Source organism: Kitasatospora purpeofusca, assembly GCF_036010405.1.
GTDB lineage: Bacteria > Actinomycetota > Actinomycetes > Streptomycetales > Streptomycetaceae > Kitasatospora > Kitasatospora purpeofusca.
In genome coordinates, this window is sequence record NZ_CP108561.1 from 2,753,919 (window position 1) to 2,774,910 (window position 20,992).

Genomic DNA, 20,992 nt, shown 5'->3' on the forward strand with positions numbered 1-20,992 from the left:
CCGCGGGGGGACGCCCGGACCCGGGACGGCAGGGGACGACATGGGTATCGCACGGCGGAGGCCAGCGACCGGAGCGACGAGGGCGGCGGGGGCCCGGAGGGCGGCGGGGGCGGCCGGGGCGAGCGCGGCGGCCAGGGCGGCGGGGGTCGCGGCGGTCGCGCTCGCGGTCACGGCGGGGACCATCGGCACGGCGGGCGCCGTCGGCGCCGCACCGGACGGGGACGGCGACGCGCGGCGGCCGGGCGTCAACCGGCTGGAGGGCGTCTGGCGGACGGACGGGTACGGCATCCTCGTAGAGATCCACGGAACGGCCTTCACCACCTACGACGTGACCCGGATCAGCTGCACCCCGGGCTTCTACTCCGGCGCCCAGGCCGGTGCGCCGGGACGCGACGGCGCCGTCCGGTACGGCCAGACCGGCAAGGCGTACGCCTCGTCCTCGGTCACGCCCCGGGGGCGCGACCGGGCGGTGTACCAGGAGGACGGCGCCGCCTCCGCCAGGGATCTCACCCGGCTGCCCGGCGGCCTCCCGGCCGAGTGCCGGCAGCCCGCCCCGCAGGACGCGCTCGCCTCCTTCGACCGGTTCTGGGCGACCTTCGAGGAGAACTACCCCTTCTTCGCCGCCAAGGGCATCGACTGGCGCGCGAAGGGCGCGCAGGCGCGGGCCGGCATCACCCCGCGGACCACGACGGACGAGCTGCAGAAGATCCTCGTGGGCCTGCTGGAACCGCTCGGCGACGCGCACACCGCGCTGGGCCGAAAGCGCCCCGGCGGCGGGTACGACGGCGTCTTCGGCGGGCTGCGCCCGGGCACCGCGGAGCCCACCGACGAAGTCCGGGAGTTGTCGGCCCGGGCGGTGGCCGCCCAGCTCCTCGCCCCCGAGCGGACCTTCGGCCGGGGCCGACTCGGGGTCGGCGCACTCCCGGGCGGCATCGGCTACCTGCGGGTCAGCGGCTTCAGCGGCTATGTCGAGGACGGCCCCTACCAGGACGACGCCGCCGAGCTGGACAGGGCGCTGGACCTGCTGCTGGCGCACCCCGAGCGACTGAACGGCGTGGTGGTCGACCTGCGGCTGAACGGCGGCGGTTCGGACGAGCTGGGGCTGCGGATCGCCTCCCGGCTCACCGACCGGCCCTTCCTGGCCTACCGCAAGGTGGCCCGCAACGACCCGGCCGACCCGACCCGGTTCACCCGGCCGCAGCCGAGCGTGGTCCGCCCCACCGCCGGCACGACCCGGTACACCGGACCGGTCGCCCTGCTGACCGCCGGCTCCACCGTCAGCGCGGGCGAGACCTTCACCCAGGCGATGGCGGAGCGGCGGCCCGCACCCGTCCGGATCGGCGAGAACACCCAGGGTGTCTTCTCCGACATCATGTTCAAGCCGGTCTCGGCCGACTTCGTGGCCGTCCTGCCGAACGAGAAGTTCCTCACCCGCTCCGGCAGCACCTTCGACGGACCGGGCATCCCGCCGAACGTCCGCACCCCGGTGTTCACGCCGGAGGAACTCGGTCAGGGCCGTGACTCGGCCCTGACCGAGGCGCGAAAGATCCTCTCCGCGGGGGGCGCCGGAGCTGCGGACGCCGCCGACGCGACCGAGGCAGCCGGGGCCGGCCCCCGCTGACCGTCACATCGGATCCACCGTCCTCAACTCGCCGTCCAGCTCCAGCCACCGGGTGATGCCGAGGCCGCGCAGGAACGGCAGGTCGTGGCTGGCGACGATCAGCGCGCCCCGGTAGGCGGCGAGCGCCTGGGTGAGCTGGCGCACGCTGGCCAGGTCGAGGTTGTTGGTCGGCTCGTCGAGCAGCAGCAGCTGCGGCGGCGGGTCGGCCAGCAGCAGCGCGGCCAGGGTGGCCCGGAACCGCTCGCCGCCGGAGAGCGTGCCGGCCGGCTGGTCCGCCCGCCCGCCGCGGAACAGGAACCGGGCCAGCCGGGCCCGGATCGCGTTGTCCCCCGCGTTCGGTGCGAACAGCTTGACGTTGCCCGCGACGGTCAGCTTGTCGTCGAGCAGGTCCAGCCGCTGCGGCAGGTGCCGCAGCGACACGGGGGCGGTGATCACCCCGGAGAGCGGGACCAGCTCGCCGGCGACGGTGCGCAGCAGGGTGGTCTTGCCCGCGCCGTTGCGGCCGACCAGGGCGATCCGCTCGGGCCCGCGCAGGTCGAGCTCCGCGGTGATGCCGTGCGGCAGCCGCACCCGCTCCAGGGTGAGCACGGTGCGCCCGGCCGGGACGGCGGTGCGGGGCAGGTCGATCCGGATCTCGGCGTCGTCCCGGACGGCCTCCTCGGCCGAGGTGAGCTTGCGCCTGGCCTCCTCCAGTCGTTCGGCGTGCATGCCCTGGACGCGGCCGGCGGTCTCCTGGCCCTGGCGTTTCAGCTTGCCGGCGACGATGTGCGGATCGTTGCGGGTGACCGAGCGCTTCTTCCCGTAGCTGGCGCTGCGCTCCAGCCGCGTCCTGGCGTCGACCAAGTCCCGTTTCTGGCGCTGGACATCGGCCTCGGCGTGGCGCAGCAGCCGCTCGGCGGTCTCCTGCTGGGCGGCGACGGTGCGCTCGTAGTCGGCGAAGTTGCCGCCGTACCAGCTGACCTGGCCGTCCCTCAGCTCGGCGATCTGGTCGACGTGCTGGAGCAGTTCGCGGTCGTGGCTGACGATCACCATCACCCCGCCCCAGCCGGCCACCGTCTCGTAGAGCCGCTCGCGGGCGGCCCGGTCGAGGTTGTTGGTCGGCTCGTCGAGCAGCAGGACGTCGGGGCGGCGCAGCAGCAGGGCGGCCAGCCGCAGCAGGACGGCCTCGCCGCCGGAGAGTTCGCCGGTGGTGCGGTCGAGGCCGAGCCGGCGCAGGCCGAGCCGGTCGAGCAGGGCGCGGGCGCGCTCCTCGACGTCCCAGTCGTCGCCGATCGCGTCGAAGTGGCGCTGGTCGGTGGATCCGGCCTCGACGGCGTGCAGGGCCTCGCGCGCGGCCCGGACGCCGAGCGCCTCGTCGACCCGCAGGCCGGTGTCCAGGGTGAGCCCCTGCGGGAGGTAGCCGATCTCGCCGGCCACCTTCACGGTGCCGGAGGTGGGTGTGAGTTCGCCCGCGAGCAGGCGGAGCAGGGTGGACTTGCCCGCGCCGTTGAGCCCGATCAGCCCGGTGCGGCCGGGGCCGACGGCGAGGTGGAAACCGTCGAGGACGGGCCTGCCGTCCGGCCAGTCGAAGGAGAGGTCGGTGCAGAGGAGCGAGGTGGTGGGTTGTGCCATGGAGGCCTCCCGAGGGTCTGCCGGACGCGGCCGGTCACCGGACGTGGTCGTGGGACGGCACGGCGAGACACCGCGGGTGCGGGCGGGACCGGGAAGGGGCCGGGACGGGGCTCGGGTCGTCAGAGCGACGGGGGACGCCGGGCCGGCTCACCACTGAGGTCGGGCACTCGCACACTCACGGACCGCGCGGGCAGCACTGGGGCTGCGGCAGGGCAGCGAAGGCGCTGCGGCGCGGCGGGGGCGGTGTCTCGGGACCTCAGTAGAGCAACGGCCTTCTCCTGTTCTGGCGGGTGGCAGGGATCACGCTACGGAGGCGTCCCGACCGTGTGCAACCGGTTTTTTCGGTGCCGATCACGTGCCGATCCGGTGACAGCCCCGGCCCGGAACGGCCGACGGCCGGAACCCGTCCGCCGCGCATGGCAGACTCCTCCCCTGCCACTCCCGTCACACCCGCGGCCCGTCCGCCGCACGGTCGGTGGCGGGCACTCACATCCGTGGCGTGCATTCACAGGGGGAACCGAACATCATGTCATCGATATCCCGGGCGACGCGTGCCGCGCTGGGCGCCTCCGTCGTCGCACTGACGATGGTCGTCGCGACCGCGTGCGGCCCGGACAACAGCGACCCGACCGCCGGGGCTCCCGTCGGGACGACCGCCGCGGCCACCGCGGGCGCCACCGACAAGCCGGGCGGTCTGCCGCCGATCAAGCTGCCGACGGCCGACGAGCTGAAGAAGTGGAGCTTCGACGACTGGGACAAGTGGGCCCAGCAGAACGTCGTCTCCCCGGCCGTGAAGGGCTTCTGGGACCTGCAGAAGATCCTCAAGGCCAAGCCCTACAAGCCGGGCCCGGGCAGCCAGCCGACCGCGCAGCCGACCGGTGCCGCGCCGGGCCAGCCGACCACCCAGCCGCCGGCGCAGCCCACCGCGCAGCCGACGGCGGCCCAGCCCACCGGTGGCGCCCCCACCCAGCCGGGCGGCACCGGCGGTGGCGGCAACGGCGGCGGCAGCCAGAACGACCCGCAGCCGAAGCTGGTCGAGATGAAGCCCCTCCCGCACCCGTTCGCCAAGCCGGCCCACGTCAACGGCAAGCTGTTCTTCCAGGACGGCAAGCAGGACTACGTCTGCTCCGGCACGGTCGTCTCCGACCCCGCCAACCCGGGGAAGAGCAACCTCGTCTGGACCGCCAGCCACTGCCTGCACGGCGGCAAGGGCGGCAAGTACCACACCAACATCACCTTCGCCCCGGCCTTCAACAGCAGCGGCGCGGTGAGCGCCGGCAAGCAGGGCACCCTCGCCGACGCCGAGCCGTACGGCGAGTGGGGCGCCGTCGCGGGCATGGTCGCCCCGCAGTGGACGGCCGAGGCCGACCCGGAGAACGGCGGCCCGTGGAGCCAGTACGACTTCGGCATCCTCAAGGTCGCCAACCCGGACGGCAGCGCCAAGTCCCTGGAGGAGGTCGTCGGCGGTTCGGTGCCGGTCTGGTTCAACGCCCCGCGCGAGCAGATCGCCTCGGTCAGCACCTACGGCTACCCGGCCGCCAAGCCCTTCGACGGCATGGAGCTGGAGCACTGCGAGGCCGGGAAGCCGGCCCGCCGCTCGATGGACGCGTCCCGCCCGACCATGCTGATGACCGGCTGCAACGGCAGCGGCGGCGACAGCGGCGGCGGCTGGTTCACCACCAAGGACGGCAAGCAGGTGCTGGTGTCGGACACCTCCATCGGCGGCTCCGACAACACCTGGGAGGCCGGCCCGTACCTGGACGACGTCGCCCAGCACGCGCTGGAGTACTTCTCCAAGAAGAGCAAGTGACCCCGGTCACCCGCTGAACTCCCCCGCCGGGGGCGGTGGCACCCCGTGTGCCGCCGCCCCCGGCGGCGTTCCCGGCGGCACCGGCGACGGCACCTCCGACGGCACCCGCCCGGCCCGCGCCCCCGCCCGCGCCCCGCGCGCTCCCCGGCCCGCCTAGAATCGACGACATCATGAGCGCCACACTCGTCGTCAAGGACCTCGCCGCCGGCCACGGCGAGCGCACCCTCTTCTCCGGCCTGGACCTGGTCGTCGCCCCCGGCGACGTGATCGGCCTGGTCGGCGTGAACGGGGCCGGCAAGTCGACCCTGCTGCGCCTGCTGGCCGGCCTGGACACCCCCGAGGGCGGTACGCGGCGGCTCAGCCCCGCCTCCGCCAACGTCGGCCACCTCCCGCAGGAGCCGGAGCGCCGCGCCGACGAGTCGGTCCGCGACTTCCTGGCCCGCCGCACCGGTGTGTCCGCCGCACAGGCCGCCCTGGACGAGGCCACCCAGGGCCTGGTGGACGGCGCCCCCGGCGCCGACGACGCCTACGCGGAGAACCTCGACCGCTGGCTGGAACTGGGCGGCGCCGACCTGGAGGACCGCGCCGAGGAGGTCGCCGACTCGCTCGGCCTGAAGATCTCCCTGGACCTGCCGATGACCGCGCTCTCCGGCGGACAGGCGGCCCGGGCCGGCCTCGCCTCGCTGCTGCTCTCCCGCTACGACGTCTTCCTGCTCGACGAGCCCACCAACGACCTCGACCTGGACGGCCTGGAGCGGCTGGAGTCCTTCGTCAAGGGCCTGCGCGCCGGCACCGTGGTGATCAGCCACGACCGCGAGTTCCTGGCCCGCACGGTGACCAAGGTGCTGGAGCTCGACCTGCACCAGAACCAGGTCAACCTGTTCGGCGGCGGCTACGAGGCGTACCTGGAGGAGCGCGCCACCGCCCGCCGGCACGCCCGCGAGGACTACGAGGAGTACGCCGACACCAAGGCGGGCCTGGAGGCCCGGGCCCGGATGCAGCGGGGCTGGATGGAGAACGGCGTCCGCAACGCCCGCCGCAAGTCCAGCGACAACGACAAGATCGGGCGCGCGATGCGCACCGAGTCCACCGAGAAGCAGGCCGCCAAGGCCCGGCAGACCCAGCGGATGATCGAGCGCCTGGACGTGGTCGACGAGCCCCGCAAGGAGTGGGAGCTGCGGATGGAGATCGCCGCCGCCCCCCGCTCCGGCTCGGTGGTCGCCACCCTGCGCGGGGCCACCGTCCGGCGCGGCGGCTTCGCGCTCGGCCCGGTGGACCTGCAGATCGACTGGGCGGACCGGGTCGCCATCACCGGCGCCAACGGCGCGGGCAAGTCCACGCTGCTGGCCGCCCTGCTGGGCCGGCTCGAACTCGACTCCGGCAGCTCCGTGCTGGGCTCCGGCGTGGTCGTCGGCGAGGTGGACCAGGCTCGCGGACTGTTCCTCGGCGGGGAGCCGCTGCTGGAGGCGTTCGCCGCCGCCGTCCCGGAGCTCGCGCCGGACGAGGTCCGCACCCTGCTGGCGAAGTTCGGGCTGAAGGCCGTGCACGTGCTGCGCCCCGCCGACACCCTCTCCCCCGGCGAGCGGACCAGGGCGGCGCTCGCGCTGCTCCAGGCGCGCGGGGTGAACCTGCTGGTGCTGGACGAGCCCACCAACCACCTGGACCTGGTCGCCATCGAGCAGTTGGAGTCGGCGCTCGCCTCGTACACCGGCACGCTGCTGCTGGTCACGCACGACCGGCGGATGCTGGACACGGTGGCGGTGAACCGGCGGATCGAGGTCGGCGGCGGGCGGGTCCGCGAGCTGTAGCCCGGATTCCGTAGCCACTGCGGGCCGGGGAGGAGGTCCAGACCTCTTCCCCGGCCCGCCGTCATGTGCTGTGCTGTCGCCCATGGTTGACAGCACAGCGCTCGACAGCGCGGTGGCGGGGACGCCCTACCCGAGTGTCCCGCTCACCCCCATGACCGTGCCCGCCCACGAGGCGGAGGCACGCAGCAGGTCCTTCCACGACGTGATGGCGCAGCGCCGGACCGTCCGCGACTACTCGACCCGACCGCTCCCCGAAGGTGCGCTGGAGTGGGCGATCCGTACCGCCAACACCGCGCCGAGCGGCGCGCACGTCCAGCCCTGGCGGTTCGTGGTGATCACCGATCCGGACCGCAAGCGCCGGCTGCGGGAGGCCGCCGAGGCCGAGGAGCGCGAGTTCTACGCGCACCGGGCCTCCGAGGAGTGGCTGGCCGCACTGGCGCCGATCGGCACCGACTGGGAGAAGCCGTTCCTGGAGGACGCCCCGGCCGTGATCGTGGTCTTCGAGGTGCACAAGGGCCCGCACTCGCCGCGCCCGTACTACACCAAGGAGTCGGTGGGCATCGCGGTCGGCCTGCTGCTGGCCACGCTGCACCAGGCGGGGCTGGCCACGCTCACCCACACGCCGAGCCCGATGAAGTTCCTCAACGAGGTGTGCGAACGGCCGCAGGAGGAACGGGCCGCGTACGTCATCCCGGTGGGGTACCCCGCGGAGGGGGCGCGCGTGCCGGACCTGCGGCGCAAGGAGCTCGACGAGGTACTGATCCGCCTCTGACGCGCCCCCGGACAGCCCTGGTAAGCGGCGCCGGGCGGTGGTGACAGGTACAGGACGTCGACATAATCGCTGTCATGAACCACGTCATGCCACCGCCGTGCGGGGCCGCGTCCGGATCCCTTCCGCCGTCCACGCCCGGCGCGCCCGCTCCGGGCGCACCCGCGCCCGCCTCCGACGTACCCACTCCCGCTCCCGCTCCCGGCGGACCCACCCCCGGCCGGCCGCCCGAACTGCTGCGGCCGGCCGGGGGGATCACGCTCAGCCGCCGCTCCCCCGACCGGAGCCTCGCCCTCAACGCCGCCGTCCGGGCCAACCTGGACCACCTGCGCCCCTGGCTGGAGTGGGCCGCCGAGGCGCCCACCGCCGCCCGCACCGCCGAGCTGACCGAGGCCGGCATGGCCGCCTGGGACGCCGGCACCGACTTCATCTACCTGGTCGGCCTGGACGCCGAACCCGGCCGGGTGATCGGCTCGTTCGGCCTGCACCGCCGGATCGGCCCGGGCGCGCTGGAGATCGGCTACTGGGTCGGCACCGACCACGTCGGCCGGGGCATCGCCACCGCTGCCGCCCGGGCCCTCACCGGGGCGGCGTTCGCCCTGCCCGGGATCGACCGGGTCGAGATCCACTGCGACCCGGCGAACACCGCCAGCGCCGCGGTCGCCCGCCGGCTCGGCTTCCGGCTCGACCGGACGGTGGACGCGCCGGTGCGGGCGCCGGGCGAGACCGGGCGCAAGCAGATCTGGGTCCAGGAGCGCCGACCGACACCGTAGCCCCCGCCCGGGAGCGCTCCCTCAGTACCGCCCGCCCGACGGCGCGGGCAGCGCGTCCAGCTCGGCGAGATCCGCCGGCGACAGCACCAGCTCGGCCGCCGCCGCGTTCTCCACCAGGTACCTGGGCGTCTTGGTGCCCGGGATCGGCAGCACGTACCGCCCCTGCGCGACCACCCAGGCGAGCGCCACCTGCGCGGGCGTCGCGCCGACCCGCGCGGCGACCTCCCGCACCCGCTCCACCAGCGCCAGGTTCGCCTTCAGCGCGTCCTGCTGGAAGCGCGGCAGCCCGCGGCGGAAGTCGTCGGCCGGCAGCTCGTCGAAGGAGGCGATGCCGCCGGTCAGGAAGCCCCGGCCGAGCGGCGAGAACGGCAGGAACGCGATCCCGTGCTCCTCGGTGTACGGCAGCACCCCGGCCAGCGAGTCCCTGGTCCACAGCGAGAGCTCGTTCTGTACCGAGGCCACCGGGTGGACGGCCCGCGCCCGCTCGATCTCCTCGACGCCCACCTCCGACAGCCCGATCCGGCGCGCCTTCCCGGCCGCCACCGCCTCGGCGAGCGCGCCCCAGGACTCCTCGATCGGCACCTCCGGGTCGACCCGGTGCAGCTGGTACAGGTCGACGTGGTCGGTGCCGAGCCGGCGCAGGCTGTCGTCGATCGCCCGCCGGATGTGCTCGGGCCGGCCGTCGCGCAGCACCCGCTCCTCGCCGGTGCCCGGCACCAGGCCGACCTTGGTGGCGAGCACCGCCCGCTCCCGGTACGGACCGGCCAGGGCGGCGCCGACCACCTCCTCGTTGCTGTACGGGCCGTAGATGTCGGAGGTGTCGATCAGCGTGACCCCGAGGTCGAGCGCCTGCCGGATCACCCGGACCGAGGTCTCGTCGTCCCGGTTGTGGACGTCGTAGGCCCAGGTCATCCCCATGCAGCCGAGGCCGACGACCCCGACCTCGGGACCCTCGCTGCCGAGCGTGGCATTGCGCATGACGTACTCCTCACTGGTGCCGGCCCCCGCGGCGCCGACGTACGGTCGGATCAACGGGCACCAGCCTGCCCCTTGGAGTGCACTCAAGGTCAAGCGGACGGTCCGCACCGGCGCCCGGGCCTTCGCCGCCGCGGGGCTCGCGGTGGCCGCGCTCGCGACCGGCACGACGGGCGCCCACGCGGGCACCTCGGTCGGCTACGTGGACAGCAACCGGGGCTCCTCCTGGGACGACTGGGCGGACGGCGTCGTCGGCCCGAGGACCTTCGGCCGGGCCAGCGAGAACCTCAACTCGGTCCCGCCTCACCTCAGCCCCGCCGCACGAGCGCCTCGGCGGCGGCGGCCGTCCAGATGCGCCGGGCCAGCACCTCCGGCGCCAGGGTGCCGTCGACGGTCAGGCCGCAGTCGGCCCGCAGCGGCTCGACGTGGCGCTCGTGGGCGTCCCGCCGGTGCTCGACGTAGTTCCGCAGCAGCACCGCGAGCGGGAAGTCGCCCACGACGCACTTGCGTTCGATCTTGCGGGCCAGCCGGAGGTCCGCCGCCACGTCCACGAAGACGTCCAGCCGGGGGCGGGAACGCGGCGAGGCCACCCGACGGGCGAACAGGCCCTCGACGATCACGACCGGGGCGGCGGCGAGCGCGGCCCCGAGGTCGGTGTCCAACCGCTCGCCGTCGATCGACCGCGGATCGCCGACGTCCAACCGGAGCGTCCCGGCCTCGTCGGGCACCCACACGCCCCGCCCCGGTTCGGCGTACCAGTAGTCGTCCCCGTGCAGGACCCGGACCGGGCCCTCCGCCACGAGCGCCCCGGCCAGTGTCGTCTTGCCCGCCCCCGCACCGCCGGTCAGTGTCAGCAGCACCGTGCCCTCCCCGTCTTCGGCCGACGGAGCACACCCGGCTCCGCACTCGCTCGCATCCTCCCGCCGGAACCTTAACGTCCGCGTAAGGCCCCCTGGGAGCCTGCTCCGATACCCCGAAGGTTCTTGACGTGCCCAGGTGGTCTAGTCCAGCTTGGTCCTCAGCACCGCGCACCTCCCCCACCCGGACCACCTCCGCCGTCACCCGCTCCCGCGCCCCCTCCCCACCGCGCGAGGCCGGTGGCAGGCCTCGTTCCCGAGAGGCACCCCCATGCCACGCGCGCCCCACGACACCCCCGCCCGGCACCGCCGCCCGGCGGTCCGCACCAAGCTGCTCGGCCTCACCGCCGCCGTCGTCCTCGCCGGCGGCGGCCTGGCCACGATCGCCGGGAACGCCGGCGCCGCCGACGGCAACCTGCTCGCCAACCCCGGGTTCGAGACCGGCTCGCTCGGCCCGTGGAGCTGTTCCGGCAGCACCGGCAGCGTGGTCAACTCCGGCGCCCACGGCGGCTCGTACGCGCTGAGCGGCGCCGTCGGCAGCTCCGACACCGCGCAGTGCGGCCAGAGCGTCGCCGTGAAGCCCAACACCACCTACACCCTGAGCGCCTGGGTCAAGGGCCAGTACGTGTACCTCGGCGCGACCGGCAGCGGGGTCACCGACCCGGCCGTCTGGACACCCGGCGGCAGCAGCTGGCAGCAGCTCACCGCCACCTTCACCACCGGCGCGGCCACCACCAGCGTCAACGTCTACCTGCACGGCTGGTACGGCCAGGGTGCCTACCTCGCCGACGACGTCACCCTGTCCGGCCCCGGCGGCAACCCGAGCACCCCGCCGCCCACCACCGCTCCGCCGACCACGACGCCCCCGACCACCACCCCGCCCACGACCACGCCGCCCACCACCCCCGCGCCCAACGTGGCGCTCCCGGTGGCCCCTTACATCGACATGGGCGCCTGGCCCACCCCCTCGCTGCCCGCGATGGCCAAGTCCGGCAACCTCAAGGCCTTCACCATGGGCTTCGTCACCGCCGTCGGCTGCAAGGCCAGCTGGTTCAACGCCTACGACCCGCGCACCGGCTGGGCCAAGGACCAGATCGACGCGCTGCGCGCGGCCGGCGGCGACGTCAAGCTCTCCTTCGGCGGCGCCAGCGGCACCGAACTCGCCGCCGCCTGCACCACCGTCGACTCGCTGTTCGCCGAGTACGACGCCGTCGTGAAGGCCTACAACCTGCGCTACGTGGACTTCGACATCGAGGGCGCCGCGATCGCGGACACCGCCGCCAACGACCGCCGCTCGGCAGCACTCGCCAAGCTGCAGAAGGCCAACCCGGGCCTGAAGGTCTCCTTCACCCTGCCCGTCCTCCCGGAGGGCCTCACCACCGAGGGCGTCGCCATCGTCCGCTCGGCCCGCGACGCGGGCGTGGACGTCGACATCGTCAACATCATGGCGATGGACTACTACCGCTCCGGCGCGGACTACGGCGACGCCGCCGTCCAGGCCGCGCAGTCCCTGTACGGCCAGCTCAAGGCCCTGTACCCGGCCAAGAGCGACGCCCAGCTGTGGTCGGCGGTCGGCGTCACGCCGATGATCGGCGAGAACGACGACCACCAGATCTACAACCAGGCCGACGCCCAGCAGCTGGTCGCCTTCGCCCGTCAGCACCACCTCGGCGAGCTGGCCTTCTGGGACGCCACCCGGGACGCCAACGCCTGCACCGGCGGCCTCTTCAAGTGCACCAACATCCCGCAGCAGCCCTACGAGTTCGCCAAGATCTTCGCCCAGTACACCGGCTGAGCAGCCCCTGCCGAACAGCCCCGCCGCGCCGGCGGCCCCACCTCCAGGGGCCGCCGGTGCGGCGTTATTCGAGCGCGCGTTCGCGGGCGGTCCACTAAAGTCCCCCCATCACCGAGGCCGCCCACGAGCGGCTCCGACGCAGGTGAACAGGCATACGAGGGGGCGGACATGACAGTCCGGGACGACACGGGCACCACGACCGGGGAGATCACCCCCGAGGAACTGGCCGCGTTCAGCCGCACCCTCGGCCGCCTGCGCGCACTGCCCATCGGCGACCGCACCCGACTGCACGCCGAGCGGCAGCTCAGCTCCTTCCACCGCGAGAGCCGCAAGCAGCGCCGCCAGGAGGAGCGTGCCGGGATCCTGGCCGCCGACGCCGAGCTGCTCGCCGCCACCGCCACCGGCGCCCCCGACCGCCGCGAGGACGCCCCGCTCGCCCCTGCGCCCGTCACCCCCGCCAGCCCCGCGCCCGTCGGCTCCGCACCGCTCGGCGAGCTCCGCGGCGGCCGACGCTGCTACGTCTGCAAGCAGCGGTACCGCGAGGTGGACGCGTTCTACCACATGCTCTGCCGCCCCTGCGCGGCCGACAACACCGCCCGCCGCGGGCTCTCCACCGACCTCCGGGGCCGCCGCGCCCTGCTCACCGGCGGCCGGGTGAAGATCGGCTTCCAGCTGGCCCTGATGATGCTGCGCGACGGCGCCGAGCTGCTCGTCACCAGCCGCTTCCCGCACGACACCGTGCGCCGTTTCCGGGCCGCCGAGGGCAGCGCCGCCTGGTGGGACCGGCTCACCGTCGTCGGCATCGACCTGCGCGACCCGCGCCAGGTCCTCGGCCTCACCGAGCAACTGCGCACCGAAGGAAGGCCGTTGGACATCCTGGTCAACAACGCCGCACAGACCCTGCGCCGCCCGCCCGAGTCCTACGCCCTGCTGGCCGCCGGCGAGCGGTCCGCCCTGCCCTCCGCCGACGCCGCGACGGTCACCCACGCTCCCGGCTTCCGGCCGATGCCCGCCCTCGCCCCGGCCTGGCCGACCACCGAGCTCGCCTCCCCCACCCCTGCCCCGACCCCGCTCCCGGCACCGCCCGGAGCCGACGAGGCCGGTCTGCTGCCGGACCTCGCGGCCACCAACTCCTGGTCCGCGCGGCTCGGTTCGCTCGACCCGGCCGAGCTGCTGGAGGTCCAGCTGGTCAACGCGCTCGCCCCGGCCCTGCTCTGCGACCGGCTGCTACCACTGCTGCTCGCCTCCCCGCACCCGCGCCGCTACATCGTCAACGTGACGGCGGTGGAGGGCCGTTTCGCCGTCCGCAACAAGACCGCCGGGCACCCGCACACCAACATGGCCAAGGCCGCACTGAACATGCTCACCCGCACCAGCGCGGAGGAACTCGCCACCCGGGGCGTGCACATGTGCGCCGTGGACACCGGCTGGATCACCGACGAGAACCCGGCCCCCAGGAAGGCCCGGATCGCCGCCACCGGCTTCCGCACCCCGCTCGACATCGTCGACGGCGCCGCCCGAGTCTACGACCCCGTCGTACGCGGCGAGGCGGGCTCCCCGGTCTCGGGGGTCTTCCTCAAGGACTACCGCGAGGCGGCGTGGTGACCGCGCCGCCCCGGCACTACCGGTCGAGCAGCCTGAAACGCGGAAATTCGCTCGGCGTGCGCCGCCGCACGCGGCACGCGTTGCACGAGTCGACGGAGCGGGTCGGGCTCACGAACGCGGCCGGCAGCCGGACCGGCGGACGCTCGGCGCGGACGGCCCGCTCGGCGGCCTTGGCCCGGGCCGCGATCCTCGACCTGCGCGCCCGAAGCTTGGGCGGTCTGAGCACGAAGGGCTCCTCCGGGGGAAGCTTCGGCACCTCGTGCGGCCCCTCGGCCAGTTCCGCGCACCAGCGCTCGGCCCACGCCGGATCGAGGGCGTACAGCGCGGCCGCCCGCCGCTCCACTGTCCATTCGGGCCCGCGGAGCGCGTCGCAGACGAGCCGGTACAGCAGCTCGGACACGTCGTCGGTGATCCACTCGGTGATTTTCACGCCCCCAGCAGGTCCCACAACCGGTCGATCCGGTCCCCCAGCTCGTACCGCAACTCGGCCCGTTGGTCCTCGTCCATCCTCGGCACTCCCTCACGCACGGAACGCCGCTTCCCTGCGGCGCACATGGCCGAGCATGCCCACTTAACGTCGAACTGACGACAAGTGGTCCGGGTGCCCACTCATCCGCCGGGCGGCCCCTCGGCCGACCCCCTCTCCGCCCGCCTGCGGATCACCACCGCGGTGCCCGCGTCCAGGTCGATACCGTGACCGGGCGGGGCCGTCGCGTGGTCGTCGTCGCGCAGGACGAGCCGCGCCTGGCGCTGCTCGATGTGGACGCGCTTGCCCGCATGGAACAGGGCGTGCAGTTCCTCGAACACCGACATCCCGAGCCCGTCGGAGGATCCCGATCCGACCTCCGGCCCACCGTTGCGGCGGTTGCTCACCACCACCGCCAGGGCGACCAGACCGGTCACCAGGACGGCCGCCGCCATGACCACTGCCACCACCACCGTCATGCCGTTCGAACGACCGGGTCACGCACGATCGTTCCGATGCCTGCCGCGCAGGAAGTCGGCGAGGTCGACTTCCTGCGCGGCGGACGGCCGCGGTCACTGCCCCGCAGCCACCGCTTCCTCGTCCGTGACCTCCAGGCCGTACGCCACGACCGCCTGCCGCAGGCCGCCCGGGTAGCCCGCCAGCGCCGGGGTGAAGTCCCAGTCCCCGGCGGCGTCGCGGTCGAAGCGGCCGAGCCGCATGGCGATGTTGGTCTCCGCCCCGTCCGCGAGGTGGACGACGGCCGCGTCCTGGTCGGCACCCGCTTCGAGGATCAGCGCCGGTCCGGCGAACCCGGCCATGGTGGCCGAGGGGTGGTTCTCGGTGTCGGCGGCGGCGATCACGACGAGCCGGTCCGCCTCGGCGGGCAGCGCCTCGAAGTCGACCATCAGGCAGGCGTTGGCGTCGTCGTAGCCGGTGACGAGGCGGACCGAACCGTCCGGCGTGGAGGCGTTGTTGTAGAAGACGAGATGGTCGTCGGAGAGCGCGCGGTTGCCCTGGCAGACCAGGGCGGCGATGTCGTACTCCTCCTCCCCCGTCCAGTGCAGCAGGAGCCGGGCGGGCTCGGCGGCCACGTCGATCGCGGGCGCGCCGCCGGACGACCCGCCGGCCGGATCGTCCACGGCACTCGCGTAGGCGGGCGCGAACATCTCGTGGAAGCCGTGGTGCTTGAGCAGGCCGACCAGCTCGGAGCCGTTGATCAGCGTGATCGGCTTGCCGGAGACGAACTGGTGCGAGCTGGGTCCGAACTTGCTGGTGGTGACGAGCACGGCCTTGGTGGCCGCCCGGTCGTGCTGGAGCGTGCCGAAGAGGTCCCGCACGACCGACGGGGTCACCGTGTCCCGGTAGCGCTTGACCTGCACGATCACGTTCCCGCCCCGGAACGGGTCGCTGTCGATGCCGCGCACGTCCACCCCGCCGTCCTTCGACCGGGCGGTCAGCTCGACCTTCATGCCCATCGACTCCATCAGCCGGGCTATCAGCCGCTCGAAATCGATCGGGTCCATCTCCAGCAGGAGTTGGAGCTCGCGCACCCGCCGCGCCATCCGGCCGCGGTTCGCGTTGGTGTCGTCGCGGAGGTGCCGGAACAGCATCCGCTGGGCGCGGCGCTCGTTGGCGTCGGGATTGCTGAGACGGTGGAGCTTGCGGCTCCGGGACATAGGTACTCCCTCGAACGCACATGGCTGACGTCTCGTCAGGTGCGTGTCAGAAATGGCGACTTCAGGACGGCTTGGGCACATCCCCCGCTGGGTAAGTGAGTAGGTTACCGCCGTACGCGGACTCTGTCGTTCGGATCGGCACGGGCAGATTCCCCGACAGCCCGCGCGCGATCACGGCCCACTGCCAGAATTGCCGCATGAGCACCGAGGGCGCACCGCTGGAGCTGGCGCACTACTACCCGGGCTGAATCCGGGACGACGCCTCCGTCGGCCGGATGAAGAGTCTGCTGCTCTACTTCGACGGCTTCGCCCTGCTGCTGCCCGAGCGCCACTTCGGGACGACGGTCGCCCGCGAGGAGCGGCTCGCCGGCCCGCTGCGCAGTGCCGGGCTGCTGCACAAACCTGGAGCCCGACACCTGGCTCGACGCGGGCAGTGCGCTGCTCGTCCAGGAAGCCGCTCAGGCTGCCCGGCAGAGCACGGTCCACGAGCCTCCGAGCAGGGCGGGGCCCACCAACCCGATCTCGTGGGGCCCTCATCGGCCTGTCCCAAGCAGCCTCAGGATTCACCACGCCGCCCAAGCAGCACACCCCCTTCACCTGCCTCCTCCAGGCGCGCCGCTTGGGGTGAGTCCGGCGCCGGGGCCTACCCGCGCCCGGGCTCCAGCACGAAGACGGGAATCACCCGGTCGGTCTTCTCCTGGTACTCGGCGTACGCCGGATACGCGGCGACCGCGCGCTCCCACCACTCCGCCCGCTCGTCCCCGGTGACCTCGCGGGCCGTCATCTCCTGGCGCGCGGGCCCGTCCTGGAGCTCCACGTGCGGGTCGGACTTGAGGTTGAAGTACCAGACCGGGTGCTCCGGGAAGCCGCCCTTCGAGGCCACGGCCGCGTACCGCCCCTCGTGCTCCACCCGCATCACCGGGATCTTGCGGATCTTGCCGCTCTTCGCGCCGCGCATCGTGACGATGACGACCGGCAGGCCGGTGTCCCAGAGCGTCGTCCCCTGTGTGCCGCCCGAACTCTCGTACAGCTCGACCTGGTCGCGGATCCACTGCGCCGGACTCGGCTCGTACTCGCCCTCAAGCGGCATCGCGTTCACCCGTCGTCGCGTCGTGAAGAAGGGGGATGTCCCGGGCGAGAAGCCTATGCGAGTGCGAGGCTCCAACGCCCCCTCGGCGCACCGCGCCGTGGTTAGGCTCTCCCCCCATGGCAACGAACAACGGTGAGCTTCTCGTGGTGACCACGACCCACGACGACGAGGCCAAGGCCCGCACCCTGGCGGCGGACGTCGTACGGGCGCGGCTGGCCGCCTGTGCGCAGGTGTACCGGATCCAGTCCGTGTACTGGTGGGACGGCGAGGTCCAGGACGCGGCGGAGTGGCGGATCGACTTCAAGACCCGCACCGAACTGGCGGACACCTTGGCGGAGTTCATCGGCGAGCGGCACGAGTACGACACCCCGGAGGTGGTCGCCGTGCCGGTGGTGGCGGGCAGCGCCGCGTACCTGGAGTGGGTGCGGGCGGAGACGGCCCAGGGGTGAACGGAGCGCAGGAAGTCGGCGGACCCGACTTCCTGCGGCCCGCCGCTCCCCCGGTCAGAACCAGTGCAGGCAGTGCGGGGGCTGCTCGGTGCGGAAGAGGGCGTCCGCCACGGCCGCCGCGCCCGGGTGGTGGGCCTCGATGCGGCCGGCGCGGACCAGGGTGCTGGGGATATTGCCGCCGAGGTAGATCGAGCCGAGGTCGCTGACGTCCAGGCTCAGATCCGGCTCCCGCTCGGTCTCCACGCACTCCGCCTTGCCGTCCCGGACGGTCAGCAGGTAGCGGTTGCGCTCGCCCAGGAAGACGTCGTCGACGTCGATCACCAGCTCCCCGTCCGCGTACCAGCCGCGTGCGGCCAGGGCGCGCGGCACGTCCAGCAGCCGCACCCAGAGCCAGTCCTCCTCGGCGCTGGTCTCGCCGCTGCGGATGTCCTCCAGCTGCCACCGCAGCGGGTGCCAGGAGGGGACGTGCTTGAAGACGATCTGGCCGATCAGATCGTGGCCGAGCACCGTCCGGGCGAGGGTTGTGAACACCACGTCGTCGAGGGCGACGACCTCGTCCACGGTCAGCGTGCTCGTCTTGTTCACGCGGTCGAACTCGCCGAGCGCGTAGCTGGCGTAGCCGTCCGGGACGCCGTCGGCGTCGCGGTGCAGCACGATGTAGCGCGGCGCCGGGGAGATGGGGGCCTGCCCGCCCCGCAGGGCCCACCAGCGGTGCGGGCGGGAGAGAGCACCGGGCTGGGCGAGGCGGTAGCGGTCGTAGACGGCCTCCAGGATCTCCTGGCAGTCGTCGCTCCGCAGCAGCTCGACCGAGCCGGTGTCCTCGCCGCCCGCCCTCGGAGCGATGAGCTCGGCCCGCTTGCGCGGCACCGTCAGCCGGTTGGTCCACGTCGCCGGGCCGTAGCCGAACCGGCGGTAGATCACGGCCTCCGAGGCCAGCAGCACCGAGAGGAACTCGCCGCGCTCCCGGACGTCCGCGAGCTGACGCCGCATCATCGCGGTGAGCGCACCCCGTCGCCGGTGCGTGGGTGCCACGCCGACGGCGGTGACTCCGGAGACCGGGACGACGGCGCCGCCGGGCAGGGTCAGCTCGAAGGTGTACGCGGCGGCGGTGCCGACGGGCCGCCCGTCGTCCGCCACGGCGAACAGTCCCCGGTCCATCTCGAACGCCGACCACCAGGCCCCTCCGCCGTCCTCGGTGGTGGTTCCGGGGAACAGCCCGAAGGCCGAGTGCATGGTGGCGATGAACTTCTCGCGGTCCTGCTCGGTCGTGGCACGGATCTCCATCGGTACTGCGGCCTCCCCGGCTCGTCCGCACCACCTCCCGTGGCGCCCAGCCACAGTGCATCCGCCCCCACTGCCGAGGTCAAGCGAATTACCCCTCGGCATCCCCACCTCCCCGGTCCGGCCGACACCGAACAGCTCCACCCCGGGAAAGAGGAGTGCCGCCACGCGCCGACCCGTACCGCCGGGGGCTGTACGGGTCGGGTGGGGTGGGCGTAGGGGCGCGTGTGCCCGGCCCTCGGCCTGACGGGGTCGGCGGGCCGAGGGGCGGGGCGGGGCGGGGCGGTCAGCTGAAGATCACCGAGCGGAGCTTCAGGCGGTTGCCGAGCTTCTTGCCCGGGTTCATGACGTAGTAGGTGTCGCCGTCGCAGTTGAAGTCGAGGAAGACCGTGGCCGTGGAGGTGGTGAAGTTCTCCGGTGCGAAGGCCGGGTGGTCCTCGGTGGCTCCGAACAGGTTGATGCACTCGCCGCTCCGGGGGTCGGCGATCCCGGACGGGATGCCGGGGCCGACCTTGTAGAGGAAGTCGCCGGTGGCGGCGTGGGCGGAGGTCGGTACGGCAAGGGTGATCAGCAGGGCCCCGGCGGCGGCGACCAGGGAGTTGCGAAGGCGCATGGTGGTTCCTCGCGTTCAACGGTGTCGGAGGATCCGACGCCGCGTCGATTCCCCTCCGCCCATCCCCGCAACGGCCGTACACCCGATCGAGGGTGGAAGATCACCCGTTCAGGCCACCCGCTCGCCGCTCGGGTTGCGGCTGCCGCCAGCCATGGCGTCGCGGACGCCGCGCGAGAGGCGTTCGGCTATCGCGGCGACCAGGGTGCGCGGGCGGCGCGGGGTGAGGTGGGCGCTGAGCTGGTTGGCGAAGCCCGGCACGACGTAGGCGCGGTCGGCGTCGAGGGCCCGCAGCGCCGCCCGGACGACCGGCCCGACCGTCGCGAAGCTGCCGGTGACGGCGGCCTTCCTGGTCCCGATGACGTTGAAGAACTCGGTCTCCACCGGCCCGGGGCAGAACGCCAGGACGCGGATGCCGCGCCGACGGTACTCCTGGCGCAGCGCGAGGCTGAAGTTGAGCACGAAGGTCTTCGAGGCGCCGTAGACGGCGAGGTACGGGGTGGGCTGGAAGCTTGCCGTCGAGGACACGTTGATCACCGACCCCTGGCCGCGCGCGAGCATGCCGGGCAGCAGTTCGTGGGTGAGGTCGACGAGCGCCACCACGTTGACCATCAGCTGGTCGTGGTCGCGCTGCCCGTCGATGGTCTCGAACGGGCCGCAGGTGCCGAAGCCGGCGTTGTTGACCAGGAGGTCGACGGCGAGGCCCCGGTCGGCGAGTTCGGCGCCGACGCGGCGGGCGGCGTCGGGGGCCGAGAGGTCCTGGACCAGGACGTGGGCGGTGATGCCGTGGGCCTCGCCGAGGCGCTTGGCGAGGTCGTGCAGGCGGTCGGCGGAGCGGGCGACCAGGACGAGGTCGTGGCCGCGCGCGGCGAGCTGGGCGGCGAACTCGGCACCGAGGCCCGAGGACGCGCCGGTGATCAGAGCAGTGGTGGCGGTGGGCACGGTGGTGCTCCCTTGTCTCTCGATCTGTGACACGATCTGCAACACGAGAGTATCGGATAATCGTCGATCTGCGACATACTTGTTTCAGTTAGTGGGCGAGCCGATCCCCCGCTGTACCGTTCCCGGGTACGGCAGAGCTGGAGGCACACACATGAACCGCACGCCCGGGCGCCCACTGCGCGCCGACGCCGAACGCAGCGTCCGCGCGATCCTCGCCGCGGCCGAACGCGTCCTGGCCGAGCACCCGGGCGCGACCGTGGAGCAGATCGCGGAGGCCGCCGGCGTCACCCGCACCACCGTCCACCGCCGCTTCGCCAACCGGCAGGCCCTGATCGACGCGCTGGCGGTGGAGGCCGCGGCCAAGCTCGCCGAGGCGATCGAGGACGGGCACCCGGAGACCGCGCCGCCACTGGTCGCACTGCACCGGGCGACGGCCAATGTGCTGCGGGTGAAGGCCGCCTGGGGCTTCGCCCTCGGACCGGCGGCCGCCGGGAGCGAGCCGGCCGCCCGGATCCACGAGGAGATCGCCCGCCGCTGCGTCGAACTGCTCGGCCGGATCCAGGAGCAGGGGGTGATCGCCGCGGACGCCGACCTGGAGTGGGTGCGGCGGGTCTACTACGCGCTCATCGGCGAGGTCCTGCACGGGGAGCCGGCGCGCGCCTGCAGTCCGGCCGCCGCAGGAACGACCGCTGCAGGAACGGCCACCGCGGAAACCCCCACCGCCGGAACGGCCGCCGCCCTCGACCCGGACGCCCTGGCGGCCCGGATCGTGGACACCGTGCTCCACGGCGTCGGGCCGCGCCCGGCGGGCTGACAACACCGCCGCGCGCGGCCCGGACCCCGCGCCCCCGACT

Annotated in this window: 19 protein-coding genes; 9 read left to right on the plus strand and 10 right to left on the minus strand. The window is 73.5% G+C overall.

Annotated features, from left to right (window positions below):
* The first annotated feature begins 40 nt into the window (after positions 1 to 40).
* Complete coding sequence (locus OG715_RS11790; protein ID WP_266274850.1) at positions 41 to 1,621, plus strand: S41 family peptidase; 1,581 nt, start codon at positions 41 to 43, stop codon at positions 1,619 to 1,621.
* Between the two features lie 3 nt (positions 1,622 to 1,624).
* Here the strand turns inward: OG715_RS11790 and OG715_RS11795 are convergent, their stop codons facing one another.
* The gene (locus OG715_RS11795) at positions 1,625 to 3,232 is read right to left on the minus strand and encodes an ABC-F family ATP-binding cassette domain-containing protein (RefSeq protein WP_266274848.1); all 1,608 of its coding nucleotides are present in this window, start codon (positions 3,230 to 3,232) and stop codon (positions 1,625 to 1,627) included.
* Between the two features lie 526 nt (positions 3,233 to 3,758).
* Between OG715_RS11795 and OG715_RS11800 the strand changes: the two genes are divergently transcribed.
* From OG715_RS11800 to OG715_RS11815, 4 genes are all read left to right on the plus strand, one after another.
* Positions 3,759 to 5,042, plus strand: coding sequence for a hypothetical protein (locus tag OG715_RS11800; protein WP_266274846.1), 1,284 nt, complete (start codon positions 3,759 to 3,761; stop codon positions 5,040 to 5,042).
* A gap of 170 nt (positions 5,043 to 5,212) precedes the next feature.
* Positions 5,213 to 6,850: an ABC-F family ATP-binding cassette domain-containing protein gene (locus OG715_RS11805; protein WP_266274844.1), complete on the plus strand. Its 1,638-nt coding sequence runs from the start codon at positions 5,213 to 5,215 to the stop codon at positions 6,848 to 6,850.
* Between the two features lie 82 nt (positions 6,851 to 6,932).
* Positions 6,933 to 7,622: a nitroreductase family protein gene (locus tag OG715_RS11810; protein ID WP_266274843.1), complete on the plus strand. Its 690-nt coding sequence runs from the start codon at positions 6,933 to 6,935 to the stop codon at positions 7,620 to 7,622.
* A gap of 74 nt (positions 7,623 to 7,696) precedes the next feature.
* Positions 7,697 to 8,392, plus strand: coding sequence for a GNAT family N-acetyltransferase (locus OG715_RS11815; RefSeq protein ID WP_266274841.1), 696 nt, complete (start codon positions 7,697 to 7,699; stop codon positions 8,390 to 8,392).
* A gap of 21 nt (positions 8,393 to 8,413) precedes the next feature.
* On the opposite strand, the gene OG715_RS11820 is transcribed toward OG715_RS11815, so the two are convergent.
* Both OG715_RS11820 and OG715_RS11825 read right to left on the minus strand, forming a co-directional pair.
* Positions 8,414 to 9,370, minus strand: coding sequence for an aldo/keto reductase (locus OG715_RS11820; RefSeq protein ID WP_266274839.1), 957 nt, complete (start codon positions 9,368 to 9,370; stop codon positions 8,414 to 8,416).
* Between the two features lie 305 nt (positions 9,371 to 9,675).
* A complete protein-coding gene (locus tag OG715_RS11825) occupies positions 9,676 to 10,227 on the minus strand; it encodes a uridine kinase family protein (RefSeq protein WP_266274837.1) in 552 nt (183 codons plus the stop codon).
* A 268-nt stretch (positions 10,228 to 10,495) separates the two neighbouring features.
* Here OG715_RS11825 and OG715_RS11830 point away from each other — a divergent pair, with 268 nt between their 5' ends.
* Complete coding sequence (locus OG715_RS11830; protein ID WP_266274835.1) at positions 10,496 to 12,019, plus strand: carbohydrate binding domain-containing protein; 1,524 nt, start codon at positions 10,496 to 10,498, stop codon at positions 12,017 to 12,019.
* A 168-nt stretch (positions 12,020 to 12,187) separates the two neighbouring features.
* On the plus strand, positions 12,188 to 13,624 hold the full coding sequence (locus OG715_RS11835) for an SDR family NAD(P)-dependent oxidoreductase (RefSeq protein ID WP_266274833.1): 1,437 nt from the start codon (positions 12,188 to 12,190) through the stop codon (positions 13,622 to 13,624).
* A 16-nt stretch (positions 13,625 to 13,640) separates the two neighbouring features.
* On the opposite strand, the gene OG715_RS11840 is transcribed toward OG715_RS11835, so the two are convergent.
* The 4 genes from OG715_RS11840 to OG715_RS11855 all read right to left on the minus strand — a co-directional run bounded on the left by OG715_RS11840 (position 13,641) and on the right by OG715_RS11855 (position 16,856).
* Entirely contained in the window at positions 13,641 to 14,054 is a 414-nt protein-coding gene (locus tag OG715_RS11840; RefSeq protein WP_266274831.1) for a hypothetical protein, read from the minus strand.
* A gap of 179 nt (positions 14,055 to 14,233) precedes the next feature.
* Positions 14,234 to 14,557 (minus strand): DUF6191 domain-containing protein, encoded by a 324-nt coding sequence (locus tag OG715_RS11845; protein ID WP_266274829.1) that lies wholly within the window; start codon positions 14,555 to 14,557, stop codon positions 14,234 to 14,236.
* A 105-nt stretch (positions 14,558 to 14,662) separates the two neighbouring features.
* Positions 14,663 to 15,766 (minus strand): restriction endonuclease, encoded by a 1,104-nt coding sequence (locus OG715_RS11850; RefSeq protein ID WP_266274827.1) that lies wholly within the window; start codon positions 15,764 to 15,766, stop codon positions 14,663 to 14,665.
* A gap of 643 nt (positions 15,767 to 16,409) precedes the next feature.
* Positions 16,410 to 16,856, minus strand: coding sequence for a nitroreductase family deazaflavin-dependent oxidoreductase (locus tag OG715_RS11855; RefSeq protein ID WP_266274825.1), 447 nt, complete (start codon positions 16,854 to 16,856; stop codon positions 16,410 to 16,412).
* Between the two features lie 116 nt (positions 16,857 to 16,972).
* Here OG715_RS11855 and cutA point away from each other — a divergent pair, with 116 nt between their 5' ends.
* The gene (gene cutA, locus OG715_RS11860; RefSeq protein ID WP_266274823.1) at positions 16,973 to 17,305 is read left to right on the plus strand and encodes a divalent-cation tolerance protein CutA; all 333 of its coding nucleotides are present in this window, start codon (positions 16,973 to 16,975) and stop codon (positions 17,303 to 17,305) included.
* A gap of 54 nt (positions 17,306 to 17,359) precedes the next feature.
* On the opposite strand, the gene OG715_RS11865 is transcribed toward cutA, so the two are convergent.
* From OG715_RS11865 to OG715_RS11875, 3 genes are all read right to left on the minus strand, one after another.
* Complete coding sequence (locus OG715_RS11865) at positions 17,360 to 18,589, minus strand: GNAT family N-acetyltransferase (RefSeq protein WP_266274820.1); 1,230 nt, start codon at positions 18,587 to 18,589, stop codon at positions 17,360 to 17,362.
* Positions 18,590 to 18,872: 283 nt separating this feature from the next.
* Positions 18,873 to 19,199: a hypothetical protein gene (locus OG715_RS11870; RefSeq protein ID WP_266274818.1), complete on the minus strand. Its 327-nt coding sequence runs from the start codon at positions 19,197 to 19,199 to the stop codon at positions 18,873 to 18,875.
* Between the two features lie 108 nt (positions 19,200 to 19,307).
* Positions 19,308 to 20,138, minus strand: a complete 831-nt coding sequence (locus OG715_RS11875) for an SDR family NAD(P)-dependent oxidoreductase (protein ID WP_266274816.1) — start codon at positions 20,136 to 20,138, stop codon at positions 19,308 to 19,310.
* 151 nt (positions 20,139 to 20,289) lie between these two features.
* Between OG715_RS11875 and OG715_RS11880 the strand changes: the two genes are divergently transcribed.
* Complete coding sequence (locus OG715_RS11880) at positions 20,290 to 20,952, plus strand: TetR/AcrR family transcriptional regulator (protein WP_266274814.1); 663 nt, start codon at positions 20,290 to 20,292, stop codon at positions 20,950 to 20,952.
* Positions 20,953 to 20,992 lie beyond the last annotated feature (40 nt).